This window comes from Klebsiella sp. 2-CIP_Kleb. (assembly GCF_050378715.1).
Taxonomy (GTDB): domain Bacteria; phylum Pseudomonadota; class Gammaproteobacteria; order Enterobacterales; family Enterobacteriaceae; genus Klebsiella; species Klebsiella quasipneumoniae.
Genome location: NZ_JBNRLG010000002.1, coordinates 877,079 through 897,341, shown reverse-complemented (window position 1 = coordinate 897,341; position 20,263 = coordinate 877,079). Strand labels below are relative to the sequence as shown.

General features: G+C 56.7%; 19 protein-coding genes. 8 read left to right on the top strand and 11 right to left on the bottom strand.

Annotation, left to right across the window (positions count from 1 at the left end):
* Positions 1-57: 57 nt before the first annotated feature.
* Positions 58-375: a heat shock protein HspQ gene (gene hspQ, locus ACQUTP_RS12200; RefSeq protein WP_017899464.1), complete on the top strand. Its 318-nt coding sequence runs from the start codon at positions 58-60 to the stop codon at positions 373-375.
* 28 nt (positions 376-403) lie between these two features.
* Here the strand turns inward: hspQ and ACQUTP_RS12195 are convergent, their stop codons facing one another.
* Complete coding sequence (locus ACQUTP_RS12195; RefSeq protein WP_004201441.1) at positions 404-817, bottom strand: CoA-binding protein; 414 nt, start codon at positions 815-817, stop codon at positions 404-406.
* A 154-nt stretch (positions 818-971) separates the two neighbouring features.
* Between ACQUTP_RS12195 and mgsA the strand changes: the two genes are divergently transcribed.
* The gene (gene mgsA, locus ACQUTP_RS12190) at positions 972-1,430 is read left to right on the top strand and encodes a methylglyoxal synthase (protein WP_004201439.1); all 459 of its coding nucleotides are present in this window, start codon (positions 972-974) and stop codon (positions 1,428-1,430) included.
* An 11-nt stretch (positions 1,431-1,441) separates the two neighbouring features.
* Here the strand turns inward: mgsA and helD are convergent, their stop codons facing one another.
* On the bottom strand, positions 1,442-3,496 hold the full coding sequence (gene helD / locus ACQUTP_RS12185; RefSeq protein ID WP_004201438.1) for a DNA helicase IV: 2,055 nt from the start codon (positions 3,494-3,496) through the stop codon (positions 1,442-1,444).
* A 124-nt stretch (positions 3,497-3,620) separates the two neighbouring features.
* Between helD and ACQUTP_RS12180 the strand changes: the two genes are divergently transcribed.
* Both ACQUTP_RS12180 and yccS read left to right on the top strand, forming a co-directional pair.
* Positions 3,621-4,067, top strand: coding sequence for a YccF domain-containing protein (locus ACQUTP_RS12180; RefSeq protein WP_004201437.1), 447 nt, complete (start codon positions 3,621-3,623; stop codon positions 4,065-4,067).
* 17 nt (positions 4,068-4,084) lie between these two features.
* Complete coding sequence (gene yccS, locus ACQUTP_RS12175; RefSeq protein ID WP_004201435.1) at positions 4,085-6,220, top strand: YccS family putative transporter; 2,136 nt, start codon at positions 4,085-4,087, stop codon at positions 6,218-6,220.
* A gap of 10 nt (positions 6,221-6,230) precedes the next feature.
* Here yccS and ACQUTP_RS12170 read toward each other — a convergent pair whose 3' ends face one another.
* Positions 6,231-6,827: a TfoX/Sxy family DNA transformation protein gene (locus ACQUTP_RS12170; protein WP_004201433.1), complete on the bottom strand. Its 597-nt coding sequence runs from the start codon at positions 6,825-6,827 to the stop codon at positions 6,231-6,233.
* 17 nt (positions 6,828-6,844) lie between these two features.
* Entirely contained in the window at positions 6,845-7,150 is a 306-nt protein-coding gene (locus ACQUTP_RS12165) for a hypothetical protein (RefSeq protein WP_153650437.1), read from the bottom strand.
* A 25-nt stretch (positions 7,151-7,175) separates the two neighbouring features.
* Between ACQUTP_RS12165 and sulA the strand changes: the two genes are divergently transcribed.
* Both sulA and ompA read left to right on the top strand, forming a co-directional pair.
* Entirely contained in the window at positions 7,176-7,685 is a 510-nt protein-coding gene (gene sulA, locus ACQUTP_RS12160) for an SOS-induced cell division inhibitor SulA (RefSeq protein ID WP_004201431.1), read from the top strand.
* A 352-nt stretch (positions 7,686-8,037) separates the two neighbouring features.
* Entirely contained in the window at positions 8,038-9,108 is a 1,071-nt protein-coding gene (gene ompA / locus ACQUTP_RS12155) for a porin OmpA (RefSeq protein WP_004201430.1), read from the top strand.
* A 182-nt stretch (positions 9,109-9,290) separates the two neighbouring features.
* Here ompA and matP read toward each other — a convergent pair whose 3' ends face one another.
* Positions 9,291-9,743, bottom strand: a complete 453-nt coding sequence (gene matP / locus ACQUTP_RS12150; protein WP_002898404.1) for a macrodomain Ter protein MatP — start codon at positions 9,741-9,743, stop codon at positions 9,291-9,293.
* Positions 9,744-9,928: 185 nt separating this feature from the next.
* Here matP and ACQUTP_RS12145 point away from each other — a divergent pair, with 185 nt between their 5' ends.
* Together ACQUTP_RS12145 and fabA are read left to right on the top strand one after the other, a co-directional pair.
* The gene (locus ACQUTP_RS12145; protein ID WP_017899459.1) at positions 9,929-11,686 is read left to right on the top strand and encodes an AAA family ATPase; all 1,758 of its coding nucleotides are present in this window, start codon (positions 9,929-9,931) and stop codon (positions 11,684-11,686) included.
* A 69-nt stretch (positions 11,687-11,755) separates the two neighbouring features.
* The gene (gene fabA / locus ACQUTP_RS12140; RefSeq protein ID WP_004201428.1) at positions 11,756-12,274 is read left to right on the top strand and encodes a bifunctional 3-hydroxydecanoyl-ACP dehydratase/trans-2-decenoyl-ACP isomerase; all 519 of its coding nucleotides are present in this window, start codon (positions 11,756-11,758) and stop codon (positions 12,272-12,274) included.
* A 68-nt stretch (positions 12,275-12,342) separates the two neighbouring features.
* Here fabA and rmf read toward each other — a convergent pair whose 3' ends face one another.
* From rmf to rlmKL, 6 genes are all read right to left on the bottom strand, one after another.
* Complete coding sequence (gene rmf / locus ACQUTP_RS12135) at positions 12,343-12,510, bottom strand: ribosome modulation factor (protein ID WP_002898396.1); 168 nt, start codon at positions 12,508-12,510, stop codon at positions 12,343-12,345.
* Positions 12,511-12,762: 252 nt separating this feature from the next.
* Positions 12,763-13,326, bottom strand: a complete 564-nt coding sequence (gene pqiC, locus ACQUTP_RS12130; protein ID WP_004201425.1) for a membrane integrity-associated transporter subunit PqiC — start codon at positions 13,324-13,326, stop codon at positions 12,763-12,765.
* Positions 13,326-14,963: an intermembrane transport protein PqiB gene (gene pqiB, locus ACQUTP_RS12125; protein ID WP_004201423.1), complete on the bottom strand. Its 1,638-nt coding sequence runs from the start codon at positions 14,961-14,963 to the stop codon at positions 13,326-13,328. The genes pqiC and pqiB overlap by 1 nt, the downstream gene beginning before the upstream one ends.
* The gene (gene pqiA, locus ACQUTP_RS12120) at positions 14,953-16,221 is read right to left on the bottom strand and encodes a membrane integrity-associated transporter subunit PqiA (RefSeq protein WP_004201422.1); all 1,269 of its coding nucleotides are present in this window, start codon (positions 16,219-16,221) and stop codon (positions 14,953-14,955) included. The genes pqiB and pqiA overlap by 11 nt, the downstream gene beginning before the upstream one ends.
* Positions 16,222-16,235: 14 nt before the next feature.
* Positions 16,236-18,143: an ABC transporter ATP-binding protein gene (locus ACQUTP_RS12115; protein WP_004201421.1), complete on the bottom strand. Its 1,908-nt coding sequence runs from the start codon at positions 18,141-18,143 to the stop codon at positions 16,236-16,238.
* Positions 18,144-18,155: 12 nt separating this feature from the next.
* Positions 18,156-20,261, bottom strand: coding sequence for a bifunctional 23S rRNA (guanine(2069)-N(7))-methyltransferase RlmK/23S rRNA (guanine(2445)-N(2))-methyltransferase RlmL (gene rlmKL, locus ACQUTP_RS12110; RefSeq protein ID WP_004201420.1), 2,106 nt, complete (start codon positions 20,259-20,261; stop codon positions 18,156-18,158).
* Between the last annotated feature and the right edge of the window lie 2 nt (positions 20,262-20,263).

The window sequence follows — 20,263 nt, the reverse complement described above, 5'->3', positions numbered from 1 at the left end:
TGAAAAACGAAACATGAGCCTCATATAGGGAGTATTCATGTTTCCCAGGAGGTGCCTATGATAGCCAGCAAATTCGGTATCGGCCAACAGGTCCGCCATACGCTCTTGGGCTACCTGGGCGTCATCGTCGATGTCGATCCCGAGTACTCGCTCGCGGAGCCGGAAGAGGATGAAATTGCCGCTAATGACGAACTGCGTGCGGCGCCCTGGTACCATGTAGTGATGGAAGATGATGACGGTCAGCCGATCCACACCTATCTGGCTGAAGCGCAACTGAGCAGCGAACTCCGCGACGAACACCCGGAGCAGCCGTCCCTTGACGAACTGGCCAAAACGATTCGCCAGCAGCTGCAGGCTCCGCGCCTTCGCAACTAAACAAAACCCCGCCTGGCGGGGTTTTTTGTTATTTTGCTAATCCCAGTCTCGGCAGCTCTATGGCCGGGCAGCGATCCATCACCACGTTTAACCCGGCTTCTCTGGCCAGCACTGCGGCCTGCTCATTGATCACTCCCAGCTGCAGCCACAGCGTTTTCGCGCCGATAGCAATCGCCTCCTGCGCCACGCCCCATGCCGCTTCTGAATTACGGAAGACATCAACCATGTCGACCTTTTCCGGAACATCGGCAAGCGTTCCATATCCCTGTTGCCCCAGCAGCGTCTTGCCCGCCACCTTCGGCGAAACCGGGATAACGTGATACCCCTGATCCAGCAGATACTTCATGACCCGGTAGCTCGGACGGTCAGGTTTGTCGCTGGCTCCGACCAGCGCAATCGTCCGTGTCGAGGTCAGGATGTCAGCAATATCATTCTCTTTCATGGTTTCCTCCTGCTATTTCACCTAAGTGTATGCTAATCCGCAGCAGGGGGCCATCCAGGCTAACCCACAGATCCAGCAAAATTTTCATCCGCGATGCTTGCAGCGACAGCCACATTCAGTAATCTGTCAACAGGTCAAAATGTGGAATGAAAATATGGAACTGACAACACGTACCCTGCCCGCGCAAAAACATATCGCGCTGGTGGCTCACGATCACTGCAAAGATATGCTGATGAAATGGGTTGCTCGCCATCAGGCGCTGCTGGCGCAACATGTTTTGTACGCCACCGGCACTACCGGCAACCTGGTCTCCCGGGCTACCGGGCTGGAGGTCAATGCCATGCTGAGCGGCCCGATGGGCGGCGACCAGCAGGTGGGCGCCCTCATTTCAGAAGGCAAAATCGACGTACTGATCTTCTTCTGGGATCCGCTGAACGCGGTTCCTCACGACCCGGATGTCAAAGCCTTGCTGCGCCTGGCTACGGTCTGGAACATTCCGGTCGCCACTAACGTCTCCACCGCTGACTTTATTATCCAGTCGCCGCACTTCGCTCAACCGCTCGATATTCTGATCCCGGATTATCCACGCTATCTTGCCGAGCGCCTGAAATAATCGAGCCGCGATTACGGCTTCCTGGCCACAGGCACATCCAGCGCCTGCAGGATCTCAACAAACGGCGACGGTTGCGCCTTGTTAAATAACAGCCACACCCGGTGACGGGCGCGGGTTATGGCCACGTACAGCAGTCGACGCTCCTCCGCATCCGGAAAATCTTCCGGCTGCGGCAGGAGCGCCTCCTCGATGATCGACTCGCGCGCCGGGGCCGGAAACGCATCCACGCCCTCCTGCAGTCCCAGCACAATGACATAGTCGGCCTGCTGACCTTTGCTGGCATGAATGGTCATAAAATCAAGCTGCAGGTGCGGCCAACGCGTCGCCGCCTTATCGAGCGCCTCGGGCTTAAGATGGTGATAGCGGGCAAGCAGCAGGATCCGCTGCTCGGGCTTAACGTAACCGCTCAGCTTATCCAGAAGATCGTCCAGCTTATCGTCGGCTAACAGCGTGACGGCCTTTTTATCTCCCGCCGTCAGGCTATTCAGCGGTTTGCTTAACTGATGCGGATTCTGCTGGATAAAACCATTGGCTATTTCGCCGATTCGCCCGTTAAAGCGATAGGTGGTATCCAGCGCACAGCAGTCCCCTTCGCCAAAGTAGTGGTTGAACGCGGTGGTCAGGGAGAGCTGCGCCCCGCTGAACCGATAAATCGCCTGCCAGTCATCGCCAACGGCAAAGAGCGTAGTTTGGCTATTTTGCCGGCGTAGCGCGGCCAGCAGCGAGGCTCGCTGCGGCGAAATATCCTGAAATTCATCCACCAGAATGTGTTTCCACGGGCTGACAAAGCGGCCTTTATCGAGAATATTGACCGCCTGATGGATCAGGCCGGAAAAATCGACCGCATTCTCCGCCTTCAGCGCCGCTTTCCACTCTTTCAGTAGCGGTGACATCAGCTTCACCCGTTTACTGAACAGATCGCGTACCGTTTCCGGCGCGCCGGCGATCATCTCCGCCTGGGAGCCGCCGTGCATGCGCATCAGGCTGATCCAGCGGTCAAGCCGGCTGGCCATCCGCCGCTGCACTTTTTTATCCTGCCAGAAGTCCCCCTCCGGCAGTTGCCAGCCCATCTCCTCTTCCAGCCACAGACGCCAGCCTTTCGCCTGCGCTTTTTTCTCATGGCACTGCTTTTGCCAGCTTTTCAGCAGCAATGCGTGACGGGCCGCAGTATCACTTTCCAGCTTACTGATGGTGGGCACTTTTTTGCTGCCCTGCTGGATAATATGCAGCGCCAGCGAGTGGAAGGTGCGAGCGGTAATATCGTCTGAAGCCAGACGCTCGCGGATCCGCTCATCCATCTCCTGCGCCGCCTGGCGGCCGAACGCCAGCAGCAGAATTTGCTCTGCCGCCGCTTCTCCCCGCGCCAGCAGCCAGCCCGCTCGCGCCACCAGCACCGAGGTTTTACCACTGCCCGCTCCCGCCAGCACCAGCAGGGAGCGCTCGCCGTTCACCACCGCTCGCGCCTGCGACGGATTGAGCGGGGAGGATTCCACGCCGTCAAAAAAGCCGCGATACTGTTCCAGCATCGCCTCGGTAAAGGCCTGGTTATGGGCCTGACGCGCCGCTTCAATATCCCCTAACCAGCGCTGACACTCCCGCCACAGTTCCCGGCAGTTATCAAAGGCGTCAAGCCGGCTGGTGGGCATCGGCAGCCCGGTTAACGCATGGCGAATATTATCCTGAACGTTCGCTACCTGCTGACGCGTCAGCCACTTACCTTCTGCCCGGGTGCGTTCGATGGCTGCCAGCTGCTGCTTCAGCACCCCGGCGGCGATATCGCTCATTTCCGTGCTCCACTGCTGCCAGAGCGTATGTAAATGGTGATAAAAGCGCTGCGTTTCGCTCCATTCGGTACCGTGCAAACGCACGACTTTATCGTCCGGCAGCACAAACTCCAGTTCGCCCCAGACCAGACCGCGCTTACAATGCACTGACAATAACTGATTGAAAGGGATAAGATACTCATGACGATCGCCGGAAACCTTTACCCCGGCGTTCAGTAACTGCACCCTGTCATAAGGATGCTGAGCCATGCGTTTGCCCAATGTTGTCGCTTTAAGTTCCATATAATGTCGATTTTCAATCAGGGTGGATTGTTTTTCAGTTTAACCGCCCCGGACCAGGTGCTCCAGCGCAAAAAAACGTTACAATTGTCAGGTCTTCTTATCCACAGGGCAAAACCGAGGGTTTATGCGTACCATTCTGAATATTCTGAACTTTATTCTTGGCGGTTTCGCCACCACTTTAGGCTGGCTGCTCGCCACCCTGGTCAGCATTATGCTGATCGTCACGCTGCCGCTGACTCGTTCCTGCTGGGAAATCACTCGCCTTTCGTTATTCCCCTACGGTAACGAGGCGATTCATGTTGATGAGCTCGAGCCTGGTCGACAAAACAGTCTGCTGAACGCCGGCGGCACCATCCTGAACATTTTGTGGTTTATTTTTTTCGGCTGGTGGTTGTGCCTGATGCATATTTTCAGCGGCATCGCCCAGTGCCTGACTATCATAGGCATCCCGGTGGGGATCGCTAATTTTAAAATCGCCGCCATCGCCCTCTGGCCAGTGGGGCGCCGGGTCGTCTCTGTGGAAACCGCGCGCGCCGCGCGTGAAGCCAATGCGCGTCGTCGCTTTCAGTAACCGAACGGAACACGGACATGATTAGCCCCCTGCTACGCCGCTACACCTGGAACAGCGCCTGGCTTTATAACGTACGCATTTTTATCGCGCTCTGCGGCACGACGCTGTTTCCCTGGTGGATCGGCGAAGTCAAACTGACCATCCCCCTCACCCTCGGCGTCGTGGCCGCGGCGCTGACCGACCTTGACGACCGTCTGGCGGGCCGTCTGCGCAACCTCGCCATTACTCTGGTTTGCTTTTTCATCGCCTCCGCCTCTGTGGAGCTGCTGTTTCCGTGGCCGCCGCTGTTTGCCCTTGGTCTGACCGTGTCTACGATCGGCTTTATTTTGCTCGGCGGCCTCGGCCAGCGCTATGCGACCATTGCCTTCGGCGCCCTGCTTATCGCCATCTACACCATGCTTGGCGTTACGCTGTACGATCACTGGTATCTGCAGCCGTTGTTCCTGCTGGCGGGTGCCGTGTGGTACAACCTGCTGACGCTGTCCGGCCACCTGATCTTTCCGATTCGTCCACTGCAGGACAACCTGGCGCGTAGCTATGAGCAACTGGCCCGCTATCTGGAGCTCAAATCACGGCTGTTTGATCCAGACCTTGAGGATGAGAGCCAGGCGCCGCTGTACGATCTGGCCCTCGCCAACGGCCAGCTGGTGGCGACCCTTAACCAAACCAAGGTTTCACTGTTGACCCGTCTACGAGGCGACCGTGGGCAGCGCGGTACTCGTCGCACGCTGCAGTATTACTTTGTGGCCCAGGATATTCATGAACGCGCCAGCTCATCGCATATCCAATATCAGACTCTGCGCGATCAATTCCGCTACAGCGATGTGATGTTCCGTTTCCAGCGCATGCTGTCGATGCAGGCGCAGGCCTGTCAGAAACTCTCGCGGGCGATTCTGCTGCGCGAACCCTATCAGCATGATGCCCATTTCGAACGGGCGTTTATGCATCTCGATGCAGCACTCGAGCGCGTGCGCGCCGGCGGCGCATCCGACGAGCAGCTCAACGCCCTCGGCTATTTACTCAATAACCTGCGCGCCATTGATGCGCAACTGGCCACCATTGAATCGGTGCAAACCACGGCGCCCGCCGGGAGTAATACCGAGACGCTACTGGCCGACGACAGGCTCGGCGGGCTGAACGATATCTGGCTGCGCCTGCAGCGCAATATGTCGCCAGAGTCAGCCCTCTTTCGCCACGCGGTGCGTATGTCGCTGGTGCTTTGCGCCGGCTACGCTTTTATCCAGTTTACCGGGCTTCAGCACGGCTACTGGATCCTGCTGACCAGCTTGTTCGTCTGTCAGCCGAACTATAACGCCACCCGCCATCGCCTGGCGTTGCGGATCATCGGCACCCTGGTCGGGGTGGCGATCGGCCTGCCGGTCCTCCTGCTGGTACCGTCGGTTGAAGGACAGCTGCTGCTGATCGTTCTCACCGGCGTGCTGTTCTTTGCCTTCCGTAACGTGCAGTACGCCCATGCCACGATGTTTATTACGCTGCTGGTGCTACTGTGCTTTAACCTGCTTGGCGAAGGTTTTGAAGTCGCCCTGCCGCGCATCATTGATACGCTGATCGGCTGCGCCATCGCCTGGGCGGCGGTGAGCTTCATCTGGCCGGACTGGAAATTCCGCAACCTGCCACGGGTGTTGGATCGCGCGATGAACGCGAACTGCCGTTATCTGGATGCCATCCTGGAGCAGTACCACCAGGGCCGCGACAACCGGCTGGCCTACCGTGTCGCACGCCGTGACGCCTACAACCGCGATGCTGAGCTGGCTTCCGTCGTCTCGAACTTGTCGACGGAACCACGGGCGGATGCCGCACAGCGCGAGACCGCCTTTCGCCTGCTGTGTCTCAATCATACCTTCACCAGCTACATCTCCGCCCTCGGCGCGCATCGGGAAAAACTGTCCACGCCGGACATCCTCGCCCTGCTGGATGATGCGGTCTGCTATGTGGATGATGCCTTACATCATACCCCAGCGGATGAACAGCGAGTGCAGAAGGCGTTGGCCAGCCTGCAAGACCGGATCCACCATCTGGAGCCGCGCGCGGACAGTAAAGAGCCCCTTGTGTTACAACAGATTGGCCTACTGCTGGCGCTGTTGCCTGAAATCTGCCGCCTGCAGCAGCGGGTACACGCTCAAACGGAATAACCGTTGTCCACTAGCGGGCAGCCGCCCATTCCAGAAGCTCCTGACGCCGTGGCGTCGGGAGCGCGGCGGCATGGACGCCAACGATAGCCCCCTCCAGCGCCAGCAAGACGTTGTGTGATAGGGAAGCATTGTTCTCACGCAGCTTTAGCCAGGCCTGGCGGGCGCCCACCTCCCGTAGTGCTAACACATCGGGTATGCCCGAGTGAATCAGCTGCAATTCCATATGAAAGCTGATATTAGGTAAATCCTTCAGGCGTCCCGACGACCGGCGGCGACATTTTTCACGCTGGGCGCTCTGCCACGACATCAGCGATAAGCGGAAAAGCTGTTTCTCATCGCGCCACAAGGCATCGTCAATTTGATAATACTTTAGCGGCACGATGCGCCCATGTCGGCGCAGCATCAATAAAGGATTATGGTGTTCTACCCGATAGGCAGCGCTCTGCTCGCAGGCTTTCAGATAAATATTTCCCTCTGCCACCATCGCAAACACGGTATCTTCGATAGCCAGGCTGTAGCCGCCAAACAGGGGGCGAGAATGAAGTTGACCCAGCGGTGAGACGCAGGCCTGAAATTGCGGGAGCCGCGGACATACAAGTTTTTTCATGATCATTCCTTTGTGAATCATGTAATTAAACTTAAGTTGTTAACGGATCCGCTAAGAGAAAACATAAGGGACTTCCCTGACAGCAGCAAGATGATTTTTGCCTGCTTTTCCACCAGAGTGCGGTTTTGCGAGACGCTTTCAGAAAATTGCAGCTGTTGCTGCAACTGGAAGACAGGAGAGAAAGGATTAGCCGGCGTTAAGGATAGTGTTGAGGTCAGCCGCAAAGCCGGATAGTCAGGGTGGCTGAAAGTGATTAAATTTCCATCAGCAAAATGACAAATTGCGGTTGATCTTTTCCCCTGGTGGATATACTGTATATGCATACAGTAACTACAGGCGGGATAGACTATGTTTACTTCAGCTCACGCAAACCGTTCAGCACAGGCTTCTGCTCCGGCAGGCCACTACGCTCATCGTTCTGGCGAACAGGCCGCCAATGGGCTGATCAGTGAAATTGTCTATCGTGAAGATCAACCCATGATGACACAGTTGTTGTTGCTACCTTTATTACAGCAGCTGGGTCAACAGTCTCGCTGGCAGCTGTGGCTTACGCCGCAACAAAAGCTTAGCCGCGAGTGGGTTCAGTCTGCCGGTCTGCCGCTGTCTAAAGTCATGCAAATTAACCAGCTCTCTCCTTGCCATACCGTAGACTCTATGATCCGCGCCCTGCGCACCGGTAATTATAGTGTGGTTATCTGCTGGCTGGCGGAGGAGTTAACCGCTGACGAACATGAGCGTCTGGTCAATGCCGCCCAGGAAGGCTGCGCGATGGGGTTCATCATGCGCCCGGTCCGAAATCAGGGCACGCTCGGCAGACAACTCAGCGGGCTAAAAATTCACTCAAATTTGTATCATTGAGTGAAATTAGGATTATTCCTGGAATTTTTTTTACCGGTGGTAAAGGCGTTGTGTTTTTTAGGGTCTTTTTCGCGGAATGCCTGCCACACGGGGATTTGTGCCTTTTTTTCGTGTACGAAAATCAACCATATTTGTTAAATATTGTGTACACAACCCTTTTTTTTCATATGCCTGACAGAGTTCACACTTGTAAGTTTTGAACTAAGTTGTAGACTTTACATCGCCAGGGGTGATCGGCTTACGCTGCATGTATCAGCATAGTTAACAACAAGTCACGCCCCCGGTGAAGGATTTAACCGTGAGGTCTTTTGTAACTTCATGGCGAATTTTGGATGATAATGAGGCGCAAAAAATGAAAAAGACAGCTATCGCGATTGCAGTGGCACTGGCTGGCTTCGCTACCGTAGCGCAGGCCGCTCCGAAAGATAACACCTGGTATGCAGGTGGTAAACTGGGTTGGTCCCAGTATCACGACACCGGTTTCTACGGTAACGGTTTCCAGAACAACAATGGTCCGACCCGTAACGATCAGCTTGGTGCTGGTGCGTTCGGTGGTTACCAGGTTAACCCGTACCTCGGTTTCGAAATGGGTTATGACTGGCTGGGCCGTATGGCATATAAAGGCAGCGTTGATAACGGTGCTTTCAAAGCTCAGGGCGTTCAGCTGACCGCTAAACTGGGTTACCCGATCACTGACGATCTGGATATCTACACCCGTCTGGGCGGCATGGTTTGGCGCGCTGACTCCAAAGGCAACTACGCTTCCACCGGCGTTTCCCGTAGCGAACACGACACTGGCGTTTCCCCAGTATTTGCTGGCGGCGTAGAGTGGGCTGTTACTCGTGACATCGCTACCCGTCTGGAATACCAGTGGGTTAACAACATCGGCGACGCTGGCACTGTTGGTACCCGTCCTGATAACGGCATGCTGAGCCTGGGTGTTTCCTACCGTTTCGGTCAGGAAGATGCTGCACCGGTTGTAGCTCCGGCTCCGGCTCCGGCTCCGGAAGTGGCTACCAAGCACTTCACCCTGAAGTCTGACGTACTGTTCAACTTCAACAAAGCGACCCTGAAACCGGAAGGTCAGCAGGCTCTGGATCAGCTGTACACCCAGCTGAGCAACATGGATCCGAAAGACGGTTCCGCAGTTGTTATGGGCTTCACCGACCGTATCGGTTCCGAAGCTTACAACCAGCAGCTGTCTGAGAAACGTGCTCAGTCCGTTGTTGACTACCTGGTTGCTAAAGGCATCCCGGCTGGCAAAATCTCCGCTCGCGGCATGGGTAAATCCAATCCGGTTACTGGCAACACCTGTGACAACGTGAAAGCTCGCGCTGCCCTGATCGACTGCCTGGCTCCGGATCGTCGTGTAGAGATCGAAGTTAAAGGCTACAAAGAAGTTGTAACTCAGCCTGCGGCTTAAGTTATCACTGATGAAAAAACCCGCTTCGGCGGGTTTTTTTATGCCTTCTCGCTCGCTTTAGCGGCTGAAGGCTGATAGCTGATAGCTGATAGCTGATAGCTAAAGACCGTGAGCGATGGATTGTGCATTGTCGACCGTGCGCTGCGACCTGCGCCTTAGCAACCGCTGAGCGGGCATGCCGGTTACTCTTTACCCAGCAGTACCTGCAGATCGTGCTTCAGGCTCGACATTTTACTGGCATATTTCTCTTTATGCTCAGCATCCTCAATCAGCTGGACAATGGTTTCGGACAAGGTTTTCCCCCGCCGCTGCGCCAGACCGGCAAGGCGCTGCCAGACGACAAACTCAAGGTCGATTGACTTCTTGCGCGTATGCTGATGCTCGGCGTTAAAATGGCGTTTCCGTCGCGCGCGGATAGTCTGCTTCATGCGGTTCATCAGCGCCGGATTCATATGCTGCTCAATCCAGGCATGCACCAGCACAGGTTCATTCTCGAGCGTCAGCAAGTCATCTACCGCAGCTTGCGCAGCGCTGGCCTCAATGTAGCGGGTAATCAGCTCACCTTCCCGGTGCTTCTTTACCAGATATTTCCATTTCCAGCCGCTTTCAAGATTTTCCAGTTGTTGATATTTCATTGCGATCTCAATGTGACCGTGTAACTCATTTCAGGATATCAGTTTTTTCCTGATGTGCTGAATATAAATCATTATTCGTGATGTGGATGGCCGGGTAATCATCGGGGTACTCATAATCCTCCGTGTGCTCTGACGCGGCATCAGGTATAATTGCGCGCTTTACATCTAACTAAAAAACAGCGACTTTGACCATTACGAAACTGACCCGAACCGACCTTGCGCCTGATCTGGAACCTTACCAGGCGCTGTTTGCTCAAGCGGAACTCTCTCATCCGGCCCCCTCCCTCTCGGGCGATCTGCAGCCGCGTTTGTTCTATGCGCTTGAGCAGCTGCTGTGCACCCCGGCAGTCTCCTCCTTCATGCTGGTGAAAGCCCCTGAGGAGCCGGAATATCTGCAATGGCTGGCGGCTGAAACTCGTACGCTGCACGAACCTGCCGCACCGCTTCACGGAGTCCGCTATGAGGTTAACGGCGCTCACGTGACGCTCGCGCCGGCGCAACGCGCTGAAGATAATTTTGCCAGTACCGCTCCGGTCGTGGCGGCCGATTGGCTGGAGGCAGAACAGCTGTTTGGCTGCGTACGCCAGTTTAACGGTGAAATCACACTTCAGCCTGGCCTGGTCCATCAGGCCAACGGCGGCGTGCTGGTGCTTTCACTACGCACACTACTGGCACAACCGCTACTGTGGGTGCGCCTGAAAAATATGGTGACCCGTCAACGCTTTGACTGGCTCTCCATCGATGAATCACGGCCGCTGCCGGTCAGCATCCCTTCCATGCCGCTGAGCCTGAAAGTCATGCTGGTGGGCGAACGCGAATCTCTGGCCGATTTTCAGGAAATGGAGCCAGAGCTCTCTGCCCAGGCCATCTATAGTGAGTATGAAGACACCCTGCAGTTTGCAGACGCCGATACGCTGAAGGCCTGGTGCCAGTGGGTATGGCAGAATGCACAGCAGCTGGAACTACCGGGCCCGGCGAGCGATGCCTGGCCACTGCTGATCGATGAAGGGACGCGCTACACCGGCGACCAGGAGACCCTGCCGCTCAGCCCGCTATGGATAGCCCGCCAGCTGCGTGAGTCTGCCGCCTTCTGCGAAGGCGAAGAGATTACCGGCGAAGCGATGCAGACGATGCTGGCGCGCCGTGAGTGGCGTGAGGGCTACCTGGCGGAGCGTATGCAGGAGGAAATCCTGCAGGAACAGATCCTGATTGAAACCGAAGGCGAATGCGTCGGGCAGATTAACGCCCTCTCGGTCATTGAATTCCCCGGTCATCCACGCGCCTTCGGCGAACCTTCGCGCATCAGCTGCGTCGTGCACATTGGCGACGGCGAGTTTATCGACGTCGAGCGTAAAGCCGAGCTGGGCGGCAACATTCATGCGAAAGGCATGATGATCATGCAGGCTTTTCTGATGTCCGAGCTGGAGCTGGAGCAACAACTCCCCTTCTCCGCTTCGCTGACCTTTGAGCAGTCCTACAGTGAAGTGGATGGCGACAGCGCCTCCATGGCTGAACTCTGCGCCTTAATCAGCGCTCTGGCCAACGTGCCGATTAATCAAAGCATCGCGATCACCGGCTCTGTCGACCAGTTTGGTCGTGTGCAGCCGGTCGGCGGTCTGAACGAGAAAATTGAAGGCTTCTTCACTATTTGCCAGCAGCGCGGTTTAACCGGCAAACAGGGAGTGATTATCCCTGCCGCCAACGTTCGTCATCTCAGCCTGAGCCACGAACTACGTCAGGCCGTTGCCGACAACCAGTTTGCTATCTGGGCAATAGACGATATTAGCGAAGCGCTGCCGATGTTGACCCAGCTGATGTGGGACGGTGAAGGACAGACGCTGCGACAAACCATTCAGGAGCGGATAGCGCAGGCGACCCAGCAGGAGACTCGCCATCGTTTTCCGTGGCCGCTACGCTGGTTAGGTGGGACAAGTTCTAACTGATCGGACTTGTTCAGCTTACACGTGTTAGCTATCCTGCGTCCCGAACTTAAAATAAGGCTTACTGAAAACATGGTAGATAAACGCGAATCCTATACAAAAGAAGATCTTCTTGCCTCTGGTCGTGGTGAACTGTTCGGTGCGAAAGGCCCGCAGTTGCCGGCGCCAAACATGCTGATGATGGACCGCGTCATCAAAATGACCGAAACCGGTGGTAACTACGACAAAGGTTATGTTGAGGCCGAACTCGACATCAACCCGGACCTGTGGTTCTTCGGTTGCCACTTTATCGGCGATCCGGTGATGCCGGGCTGCCTGGGCCTGGATGCCATGTGGCAGCTGGTGGGTTTCTATCTCGGCTGGCTCGGTGGCGAAGGCAAAGGCCGCGCGCTGGGCGTTGGCGAAGTGAAATTCACGGGTCAGGTTCTGCCGACCGCGAAAAAAGTGACCTACCGCATCCACTTCAAGCGCATCGTTAACCGTCGTCTGATTATGGGCCTTGCGGATGGTGAAGTGCTGGTTGACGATCGCCTGATCTACACCGCAAGCGATCTGAAAGTGGGTCTGTTCCAGGATACTTCCGCTTTCTGATAACGTTCAGCAGCGATTAAAAGGCGAAGCCCCCGCTATGCGGAGGCTTCTTTTTTAAAGAGACAGTGTCAGGCCGTTAGTACCCTGTCCTCCATGGCTTCTCGCCAGCCTCCCAGCCACCATGAGCGTTGATTAAGGCTCTGGTATGGACACATTTCTTTCGATCTTCCTGCGATACCCGCCTGATATCCGCGTTGATGTGCCCGTTCCAGGCGATCTCGTTTTTGTCTCTTCATGCCTCGTTTCCCTCATTCTTTGATCTGGTGGAAAAGAAAACAGTGGTCGCAAATTATGCAGCCACGGGTTACGAATACCGCGAAATGAAGGCAACGTCAATGCGCAAAATTCACGCCATTGTCATATTTGTGACCTATATAAGAGTTCATTTTTTGTTCATCTGACACATCGGCCGGTAACGAACTGACCTGACAAAAAAAAGCCGTGCGGCTCAGATGAACCGCACGGCAGATCAGCGTGATGAATTTTACTTATGGCAGACGGTTAAGCTCGCTGGCAATGGCCGCCGCCTCCTGGCTCCACGCCTGCGCCAGGGTCTTGACCATCGCGTCATAACCATCCTGATCCTGCTTAAGCACGATGTTGAACGGGCGCTTGATCAGCTGTCCCTGATGCTTCAGCAGCCACTCACCGCTGACGATAACCCGCCCGTCGTAGCGTCCGTGAAAGCCATTGACCGCGACGTTGAGCGTATCCTGCTCGCTACCCAGCGGCTGGGATGACACCACCCAGCCCGGCAGCTGTTGGCTCAGGTTCGCCACCAGCGTGGTGCGCAGCTGCTGGTCCAGTGGGCTGGCCCACAGATTATTATTGGCGATCACATACTGCACGTCGGTGGTCTGATAGACCACCCCGTTACCCGCCAGGTAATCCGGGATGCTGACCTGCTCAACCCACAGCAGACGCGCCCCCTGGCTGGCGGCGCTCTGTGCGCCGCCCTGCGCCACCGGCAGCTGGTAATACGTTTTGCTTTCGCCGCCGCTACTGCACGCCGTCAGCACGCATACGGCTGCCGCCAGTAACCATTTTTTCATTATTTCGCTCCCTTCGGCTGTGGGTCTTTTTTATCCTTCGCCTCAAATACCAGCGCATTGCTCTTATCATTGAGCGTTTTCAGGACCGGCTGCAATTCACGCAGCACCTGATCCAGACGCTGCATATCGGCCACCATCTTATTGTAGGCCGCGGAGCCCGGCTGGAAGCCCTGCATGCTGCGGTTCAGCTCGCGCAGCGTCGTCTGCATATCCGCAGGTAACTGCTGCATCGACTGGCTGGAGGTGATCTTATTCAGACTATCCAGCGTGGTCTGCACGTGCTGCATGGTCTTCTCGCTCTGCGCCAGGGTGCTGGTCGCCTGCTCCAGTAACGGATTGAGCGGCAGGTTATTAATCTTATCCAGCGCATCCATCAGACGCTGCTGGATCTGCGCCAGACCACCGCTGATGGTCGGGATAATCGGATAGCCGTTAAACTCCTGAATTTTCCCGCGCGGCGGCGCCTTCGGATAGAAGTCGAGATCGATATACAGCGCGCCGGTCACCAGGTTACCGGTTTTCAGCGAGCCGCGCAGTCCGCGGTTGATCAGATCGTCAATGTGGGCACGAATATTCGGATCGCCGCCCAGCTGGTTAATCAGACGTTGCGGTTCCACCCGCACTTCCACCGGAATGCGATAATCGTCGTTCAAACGCTGCTTCAGACCGGGAATGAAGAACGGCACTTTGCCGACGGTTCCCAGACGGATGCCGCGGAACTCCACCGGCGCGCCCGGCTGCAGGCCGCGAACCGAGTCTTTGAAGAACATGACATAATCGATATGCTCGGTAAAGACCGAATCCTGGATGCTCTTCTGATCGTCAAATAAATGGTATTCCGTTTTATTTGCCACCGGCTCGCCGAGATCCAATCCTTCAGGAATATCGAAGCTCACGCCGCCGCCAAACAGCGTCGACAGCGAACCCATCTCGACGCGCATCCCCGCCGAAGTCAAATCTACAGCGATGCCGCTGTCCTTCCAGAAGCGGACATTGGTGGTCACCAGGCGGTCATTGGGCGCATTGATAAACAACTGATAAGTGATACGACGTTTCTGGGTGTCGAAGGTGCTGGTTTCCACCGACCCCACGCGATAGCCGCGGAACAGCACCGGATCGCCCGGCGACAGCTGCCCCGCCTTGCTGCTTTCCAGCAGAATACGGATCCCCTTGGCATCCGGCGAGGCCAGCGGCGGAGAATCCAATAGCGGATACTGCGCTGGCACCGAACCTTTCGTCCCAGGCTGCAGTTCAATATAGGCCCCGGACAACAATGTCCCAAGACCGCTGATCCCCTCGCGCCCTACCTGCGGTTTCACCACCCAGAAGACGGAATCGTTGTGCAGTAATTTCTGCATCCCTGAGTTGAGGCGGGCTTTGATTTCCACGTGGGTTAAATCGTCGGTCAGCGTCGCGCTCTCCACTACCCCAACGTCCACGCTGCGGCTCTTGATGCGGGTTTTTCCCCCTTCAATGCCTTCCGCGTTGGTGGTGATCAGCGTGACCTCAGGGCCCTGATGGCTGTAATGATAGAACAGGATCCACGCCCCGATCAGCGCAGTGACGATAGGAAAGATCCACACCGGTGACCAGTTCTTCACCTTCTGCACTTTCGCTTCTCCGCTCTTATTTTCCATGTTGTTGTATTTCCTCATGGCTTGAATCTGGCTCACGATCCCACAGTAAACGGGGATCAAACGTCATGGCTGAAAACATGGTCATCACCACCACCAGCGCAAACATCACCGCGCCGATAGCGGGATAGATATTCATCAACCCTCCCATGCGCACCAGCGCAGAGAGTACGGCGATGACAAAAACATCAATCATTGACCAGCGGCCAACAAATTCCACCACTTCATAGATCAGATGCATACGTTCCGAATCGCGCTCACCGTTGCCATTGGCGTTCCAGCACAGCCAGGCAATAGCGATCATTTTTAGCGTCGGCACCATAATACTGGCGATAAAGATCACCAGCGCCACCGGATAAGACCCCTCGCTCCACAGTAAAACTACCCCAGCCATAATGGTCGACGGCATTTTATCGCCCAACAGATCGGTGATCATGATCGGCATAATATTGGCAGGAAGATAAAGGATAAATGAGGTCACCAGCAGCGCCAGCGTCCACTGCAGGCTGTTTTTACGCCGCGCCGTTCCTTTACTGTGACAGCGCGGGCAGATCGTCAGATCGGCCGGCAACACCGCCGTGCAGCACGCGCAGGAGCGCAGCCCCTGGCGGATACCGGCTACACCGACCTTCAGCGGTTGGGTAATGGCCGGCATGGGGGCGATATCATCCCACAGCCAGCGGCGGTCGACGCACTGAAAAGTACGTAACTGCAGCAGGCAAAACATACACCACGGCACAAAACTCAGACCGATGCCGATATCGCCGTAGGCCATCAGCTTGACGAAGCTCACCAGCACGCCGGCAAGAAAGATCTCCGCCATGCCCCAGGTTTTCAGGTGGAACAGAATACGCGCAAGGAACGCCTTGAGACCGGCGGGCATTCTGACCCGATTGACCAGCAGCAGAATGGTGACCAGGCAAAACGCCGGTACCAGCTGCACAAAGAGTAAAAAGAAAGTGCCGAGGCTGGCGTAATCCTCGGTAAATAACACATTGGGAATTTCCAGTAGCTCTATTTCGCTGCTGATCCCGCCCACTTTCATATAGATGAACGGAAAGAGGTTGGCCAACAGCAGCATAAACAGCGCAACCAGCGCATACGCCGTGGGACGCTGGCGAGGCGCGTCCCACGTGGTGGTTAATGTTGTACCGCAGCGCGGACAAGCGGCTTTCTGGCGATGCTCAAGCTGCGGCAAAGCCACCAGCAAATCACATTGGGGACATAAAATATGTCGCGCAGCATGATGATGATCGCACATGACAACTCCTCGGCTCAGGCGCCGTTCTTTAATCCTTCGAGATATTCCCAGCGTTCAAAGGCCGCTTCCAGCGCCTGTTCCGCTTCGGCCAGCTTTGCCAGCACCTGCTGCGTGCGATCGTGCGGTTGTCCAAAGAAGTCGGGATCGGCCACCTGCTCCTGCAGCGTCTGAAGTTCGGCCTCGAGGGCTTCCAGCTTCTGCGGCAGCTGTTCCAGCTCGCGCTGCAGGTTATAGCTTAGTTTGTTCCCGCCGCGTTTGACAGTTTCTGCTTTTGGCTGAGCGACTTCCAACGTTTTTTTCGCTGCCGGCTGCTTCTGAGCCAACGACTGGGCCTGCTGTCCGCGGGCGTCGTGATAGCCGCCGATATACTGGCCGATGCGACCGCCGCCTTCGAAGATCCAGCATTCGGTTACGGTGTTATCCACGAACTGACGATCGTGGCTCACCAGCATCACGGTGCCCTGATAGCCATCGATCAGCTCTTCCAGCAGCTCCAGCGTTTCGACATCCAGGTCGTTTGTCGGTTCATCGAGAATCAACAAGTTGCTGGGTTTCAAAAACAGCCGCGCCAGCAGCAGGCGGTTACGTTCCCCGCCAGAGAGCGCCCGCACCGGGGTCATCGCCCGTTTCGGATGGAACAGGAAGTCCTGCAGATAGCCCAGCACATGGCGCGGCTTACCGTTAACCATCACCTCCTGCTTACCTTCCGCAAGGTTATCCATCACCGTCCGGTCCGGATCCAGCTCTGCGCGGTGCTGGTCGAAGTAGGCGACTTCCAGTTTGGTACCGACGTGGATCCGCCCGCTGTCGGCCTGCAGCTGGCCAAGCATCAGCTTCAGCAGCGTGGTTTTCCCACAGCCGTTGGGGCCAATCAGGGCAATCTTGTCGCCGCGCTGGATCTGCGCGGAGAAATCTTTCACCAGCACTTTGCCATCAACCTGATAGTTGACGTTCTCCATTTCGAAAACGATTTTGCCGGAGCGCGAAGCCTCTTCAACCTGCATCCTGGCACTGCCCATCACTTCCCGGCGCTCGCCGCGCTCACGACGCATCGCCTTCAGGGCGCGAACGCGGCCTTCGTTACGCGTGCGGCGCGCTTTGATCCCCTGACGGATCCACACTTCTTCCTGAGCGAGCTTGCGGTCGAATTCCGCATTCTGCAGTTCTTCAACCCGCAGGGCTTCTTCTTTATCCAGCAGATACTGATCGTAATCGCCCGGGTAGGTCACCAGCTTGCCGCGATCGAGGTCGACGATGCGCGTCGCCATATTGCGGATAAAGGAGCGGTCGTGCGAAATAAAGATAATGGTGCCTTTAAAGGTTTTCAGGAACCCTTCCAGCCAGTCGATGGTTTCGATATCCAGGTGGTTGGTAGGTTCATCGAGCAGCAGCACGCGCGGCCCGCTGACCAGCGCGCGGCCCAGCGCCGCTTTACGCAGCCAGCCGCCGGACAGGGATGCCAGTTGGGCATTGGCATCAAGGCCAAGCTGCTCAATCACTTCGTTAATGCGGCTGTCCAGCTGCCACAGCCCCAGGTTATCGAGCTGCTCCTGCAGGCGCGCCAGTTCATTTAAATTTTTGTCGCTCGGATCGGTCATGACCTGATGTGATACGTCATGGTAGGCCTTCAGGTAGGCCGCCTGCTCGGCGATGCCTTCCGCGACAAAATCGTACACCGTACCGGCGACATTACGCGGCGGATCCTGCTGCAGACGCGCCACAATCAGATCCTGTTCATAAATAATGCGCCCGTCATCCAGCCCCTGCTCGCGGTTGAGGATCTTCATCAGGGTCGATTTACCGGCGCCGTTGCGTCCGACGAGGCAGACGCGTTCGTTATCTTCGATATGCAGCTCGGCATTATCCAGCAGCGGCGCATCGCTGAAGGAAAGCCAGGCGCCATGCATACTAATCAGTGACATTCTTTATTCCTTTCAGGCTGCGGTAATCAGCCAGCAGTTGTGGATCTGACGGTTGCGGGCAAAATCCTGCGACAGCGTTTTTTGCGAAATCTCTTGTGCCTTCAGGCCAAGCGCCGCCAGCCCGTCATGATCCATACGGAAACCGCGTTTGTTATTCGAGAACATAATGGTGCCGCCTTTACGCAGCAGACGTTTCAGATCGGTCATCAGGCGAATGTGATCGCGCTGGACGTCGAAAGCATCTTCCATTCGTTTGGAGTTGGAGAAGGTCGGCGGATCGATAAAGATCAGATCGAACTGCTCGGTGCTCTCCCGCAGCCAGCCCAGGACGTCCGCCTGCATCAGGCGATGCGCGCGGCCGGTCAGGCCATTGAGACGCAGGTTGCGTTCCGCCCACTCCAGATAGGTGCGCGACATATCCACCGTGGTGGTGGAGCGAGCGCCGCCGAGGCCGGCGTGGACGCTGGCGCTGCCGGTATAGGAGAACAGGTTGAGGAAATCCTTGCCTTTGCTCATCTGGCCAAGCATACGGCGGGCGATCCGGTGGTCGAGGAACAGACCGGTATCCAGGTAGTCGGTGAGGTTGACCCACAGACGCGCGTTGTACTCCTGCACCTCGATAAAGTCGCCTTTCTCCGCCATCTTCTGATACTGATTTTTCCCCTTTTGCCGCTCGCGGGTCTTCAGCACCAGCTTGTTCGGCGCGATTCCTAACACCGCGATAGTCGCGGCGATAATATCGAACAGGCGCTGGCGCGCTTTATGCGCGTCGACAGTTTTCGGCGGGGCATACTCCTGGACCACCACCCAGTCGGCGTAGCGATCGATGGCCACGTTGTATTCCGGCAGGTCAGCATCGTACAGGCGATAGCATTCAATGCCTTCCTGACGGGCCCATTTTTCAAACTTCTTCAGGTTCTTACGCAGACGGTTAGCAAAATCTTCCGCCAGCATCGCCGGCTTGCCGCCTTCGCTCTCCGCCAGGTGATAATTCTTCTGCACGCAGTCCAGCGGGCCGTTCTTGGCTTTAAACTGTTTGTCGGCGCGCAGCTGCAGGCAGCTTAACAGCTCCGGCGAGGCGCTGAACACCGACAGGTTCCAGCCGCCAAACTGACTTTTCATGATCCGGCCCAGCAAGCTGTGCAGGGCGATCAGCGCCGGCTCGCTTTCCAGACGCTCGCCGTACGGCGGGTTGCTGATCACGGTGCCGTACGGGCCTTTCGGCAGCGGATTATTCAGCTGGGCGACGTCTTTGACTTCAAAATCGATCAGCTCGCCGATGCCGGCCCGACGGGCGTTGCGGCGGGCGCGGTCAATGACGCGTGCGTCGACATCGGATCCATAGAAGCGTGAACCATATGCCGCCAGCCCCTGACGGGCGCGGGTTTGCGCTTCCGCTTTCACTTCTTTCCAGATGACGTCGTCGTGCTGTGCCCAGCCGCCAAAGCCCCAGTGGCCGCGGTGCAGGCCCGGCGCGCGGTCGGTCGCCAGCATCGCCGCCTCAATCAGCAGGGTACCGGAGCCGCACATCGGATCGAGCAGCGGGGTGCCCGGCACCCAGCCGGAGCGCATCACGATCGCCGCCGCGAGGTTTTCTTTGATCGGCGCCATACCGGTGCCATCGCGGTAGCCGCGCAGGTGCAGGCCTTCGCCGCTCAGATCCAGCGAGATGTGCGCCGTCTCTTTGTTCAGCCAGACGTTGATCCGCAGATCGGGCGACTCACGATCGACGTTCGGGCGCGGCAGATTCTTACGGGTGAAGCTGTCGACAATAGCGTCTTTGACCTTCAGCGCGCCGTACTGGCTGTTGCGGATCTCCTCATTGAGACCGCTAAAATGCACCGCGAAGGTGGCGCCAGGGTTAAACATCTCCGTCCACGGAATGGCCTGTACGCCGAGGTACAGATCCAGATCGCTGTATACGCGACACTCGCCCAGCGGCAGCATGATGCGCGAAGCCAGCCGGCTCCACATCAGGCTCTGATACAGCAGGCGCGTATCCCCCTGAAAATGGACCCCGCCCTGGACTACCTGGCAGTCCGTCGCGCCAAGCCCTTCCAGTTCAGTTTTTAACAGCTCTTCCAGCCCACGAGCCGTACTGGCAAACAGAGAATTCATAT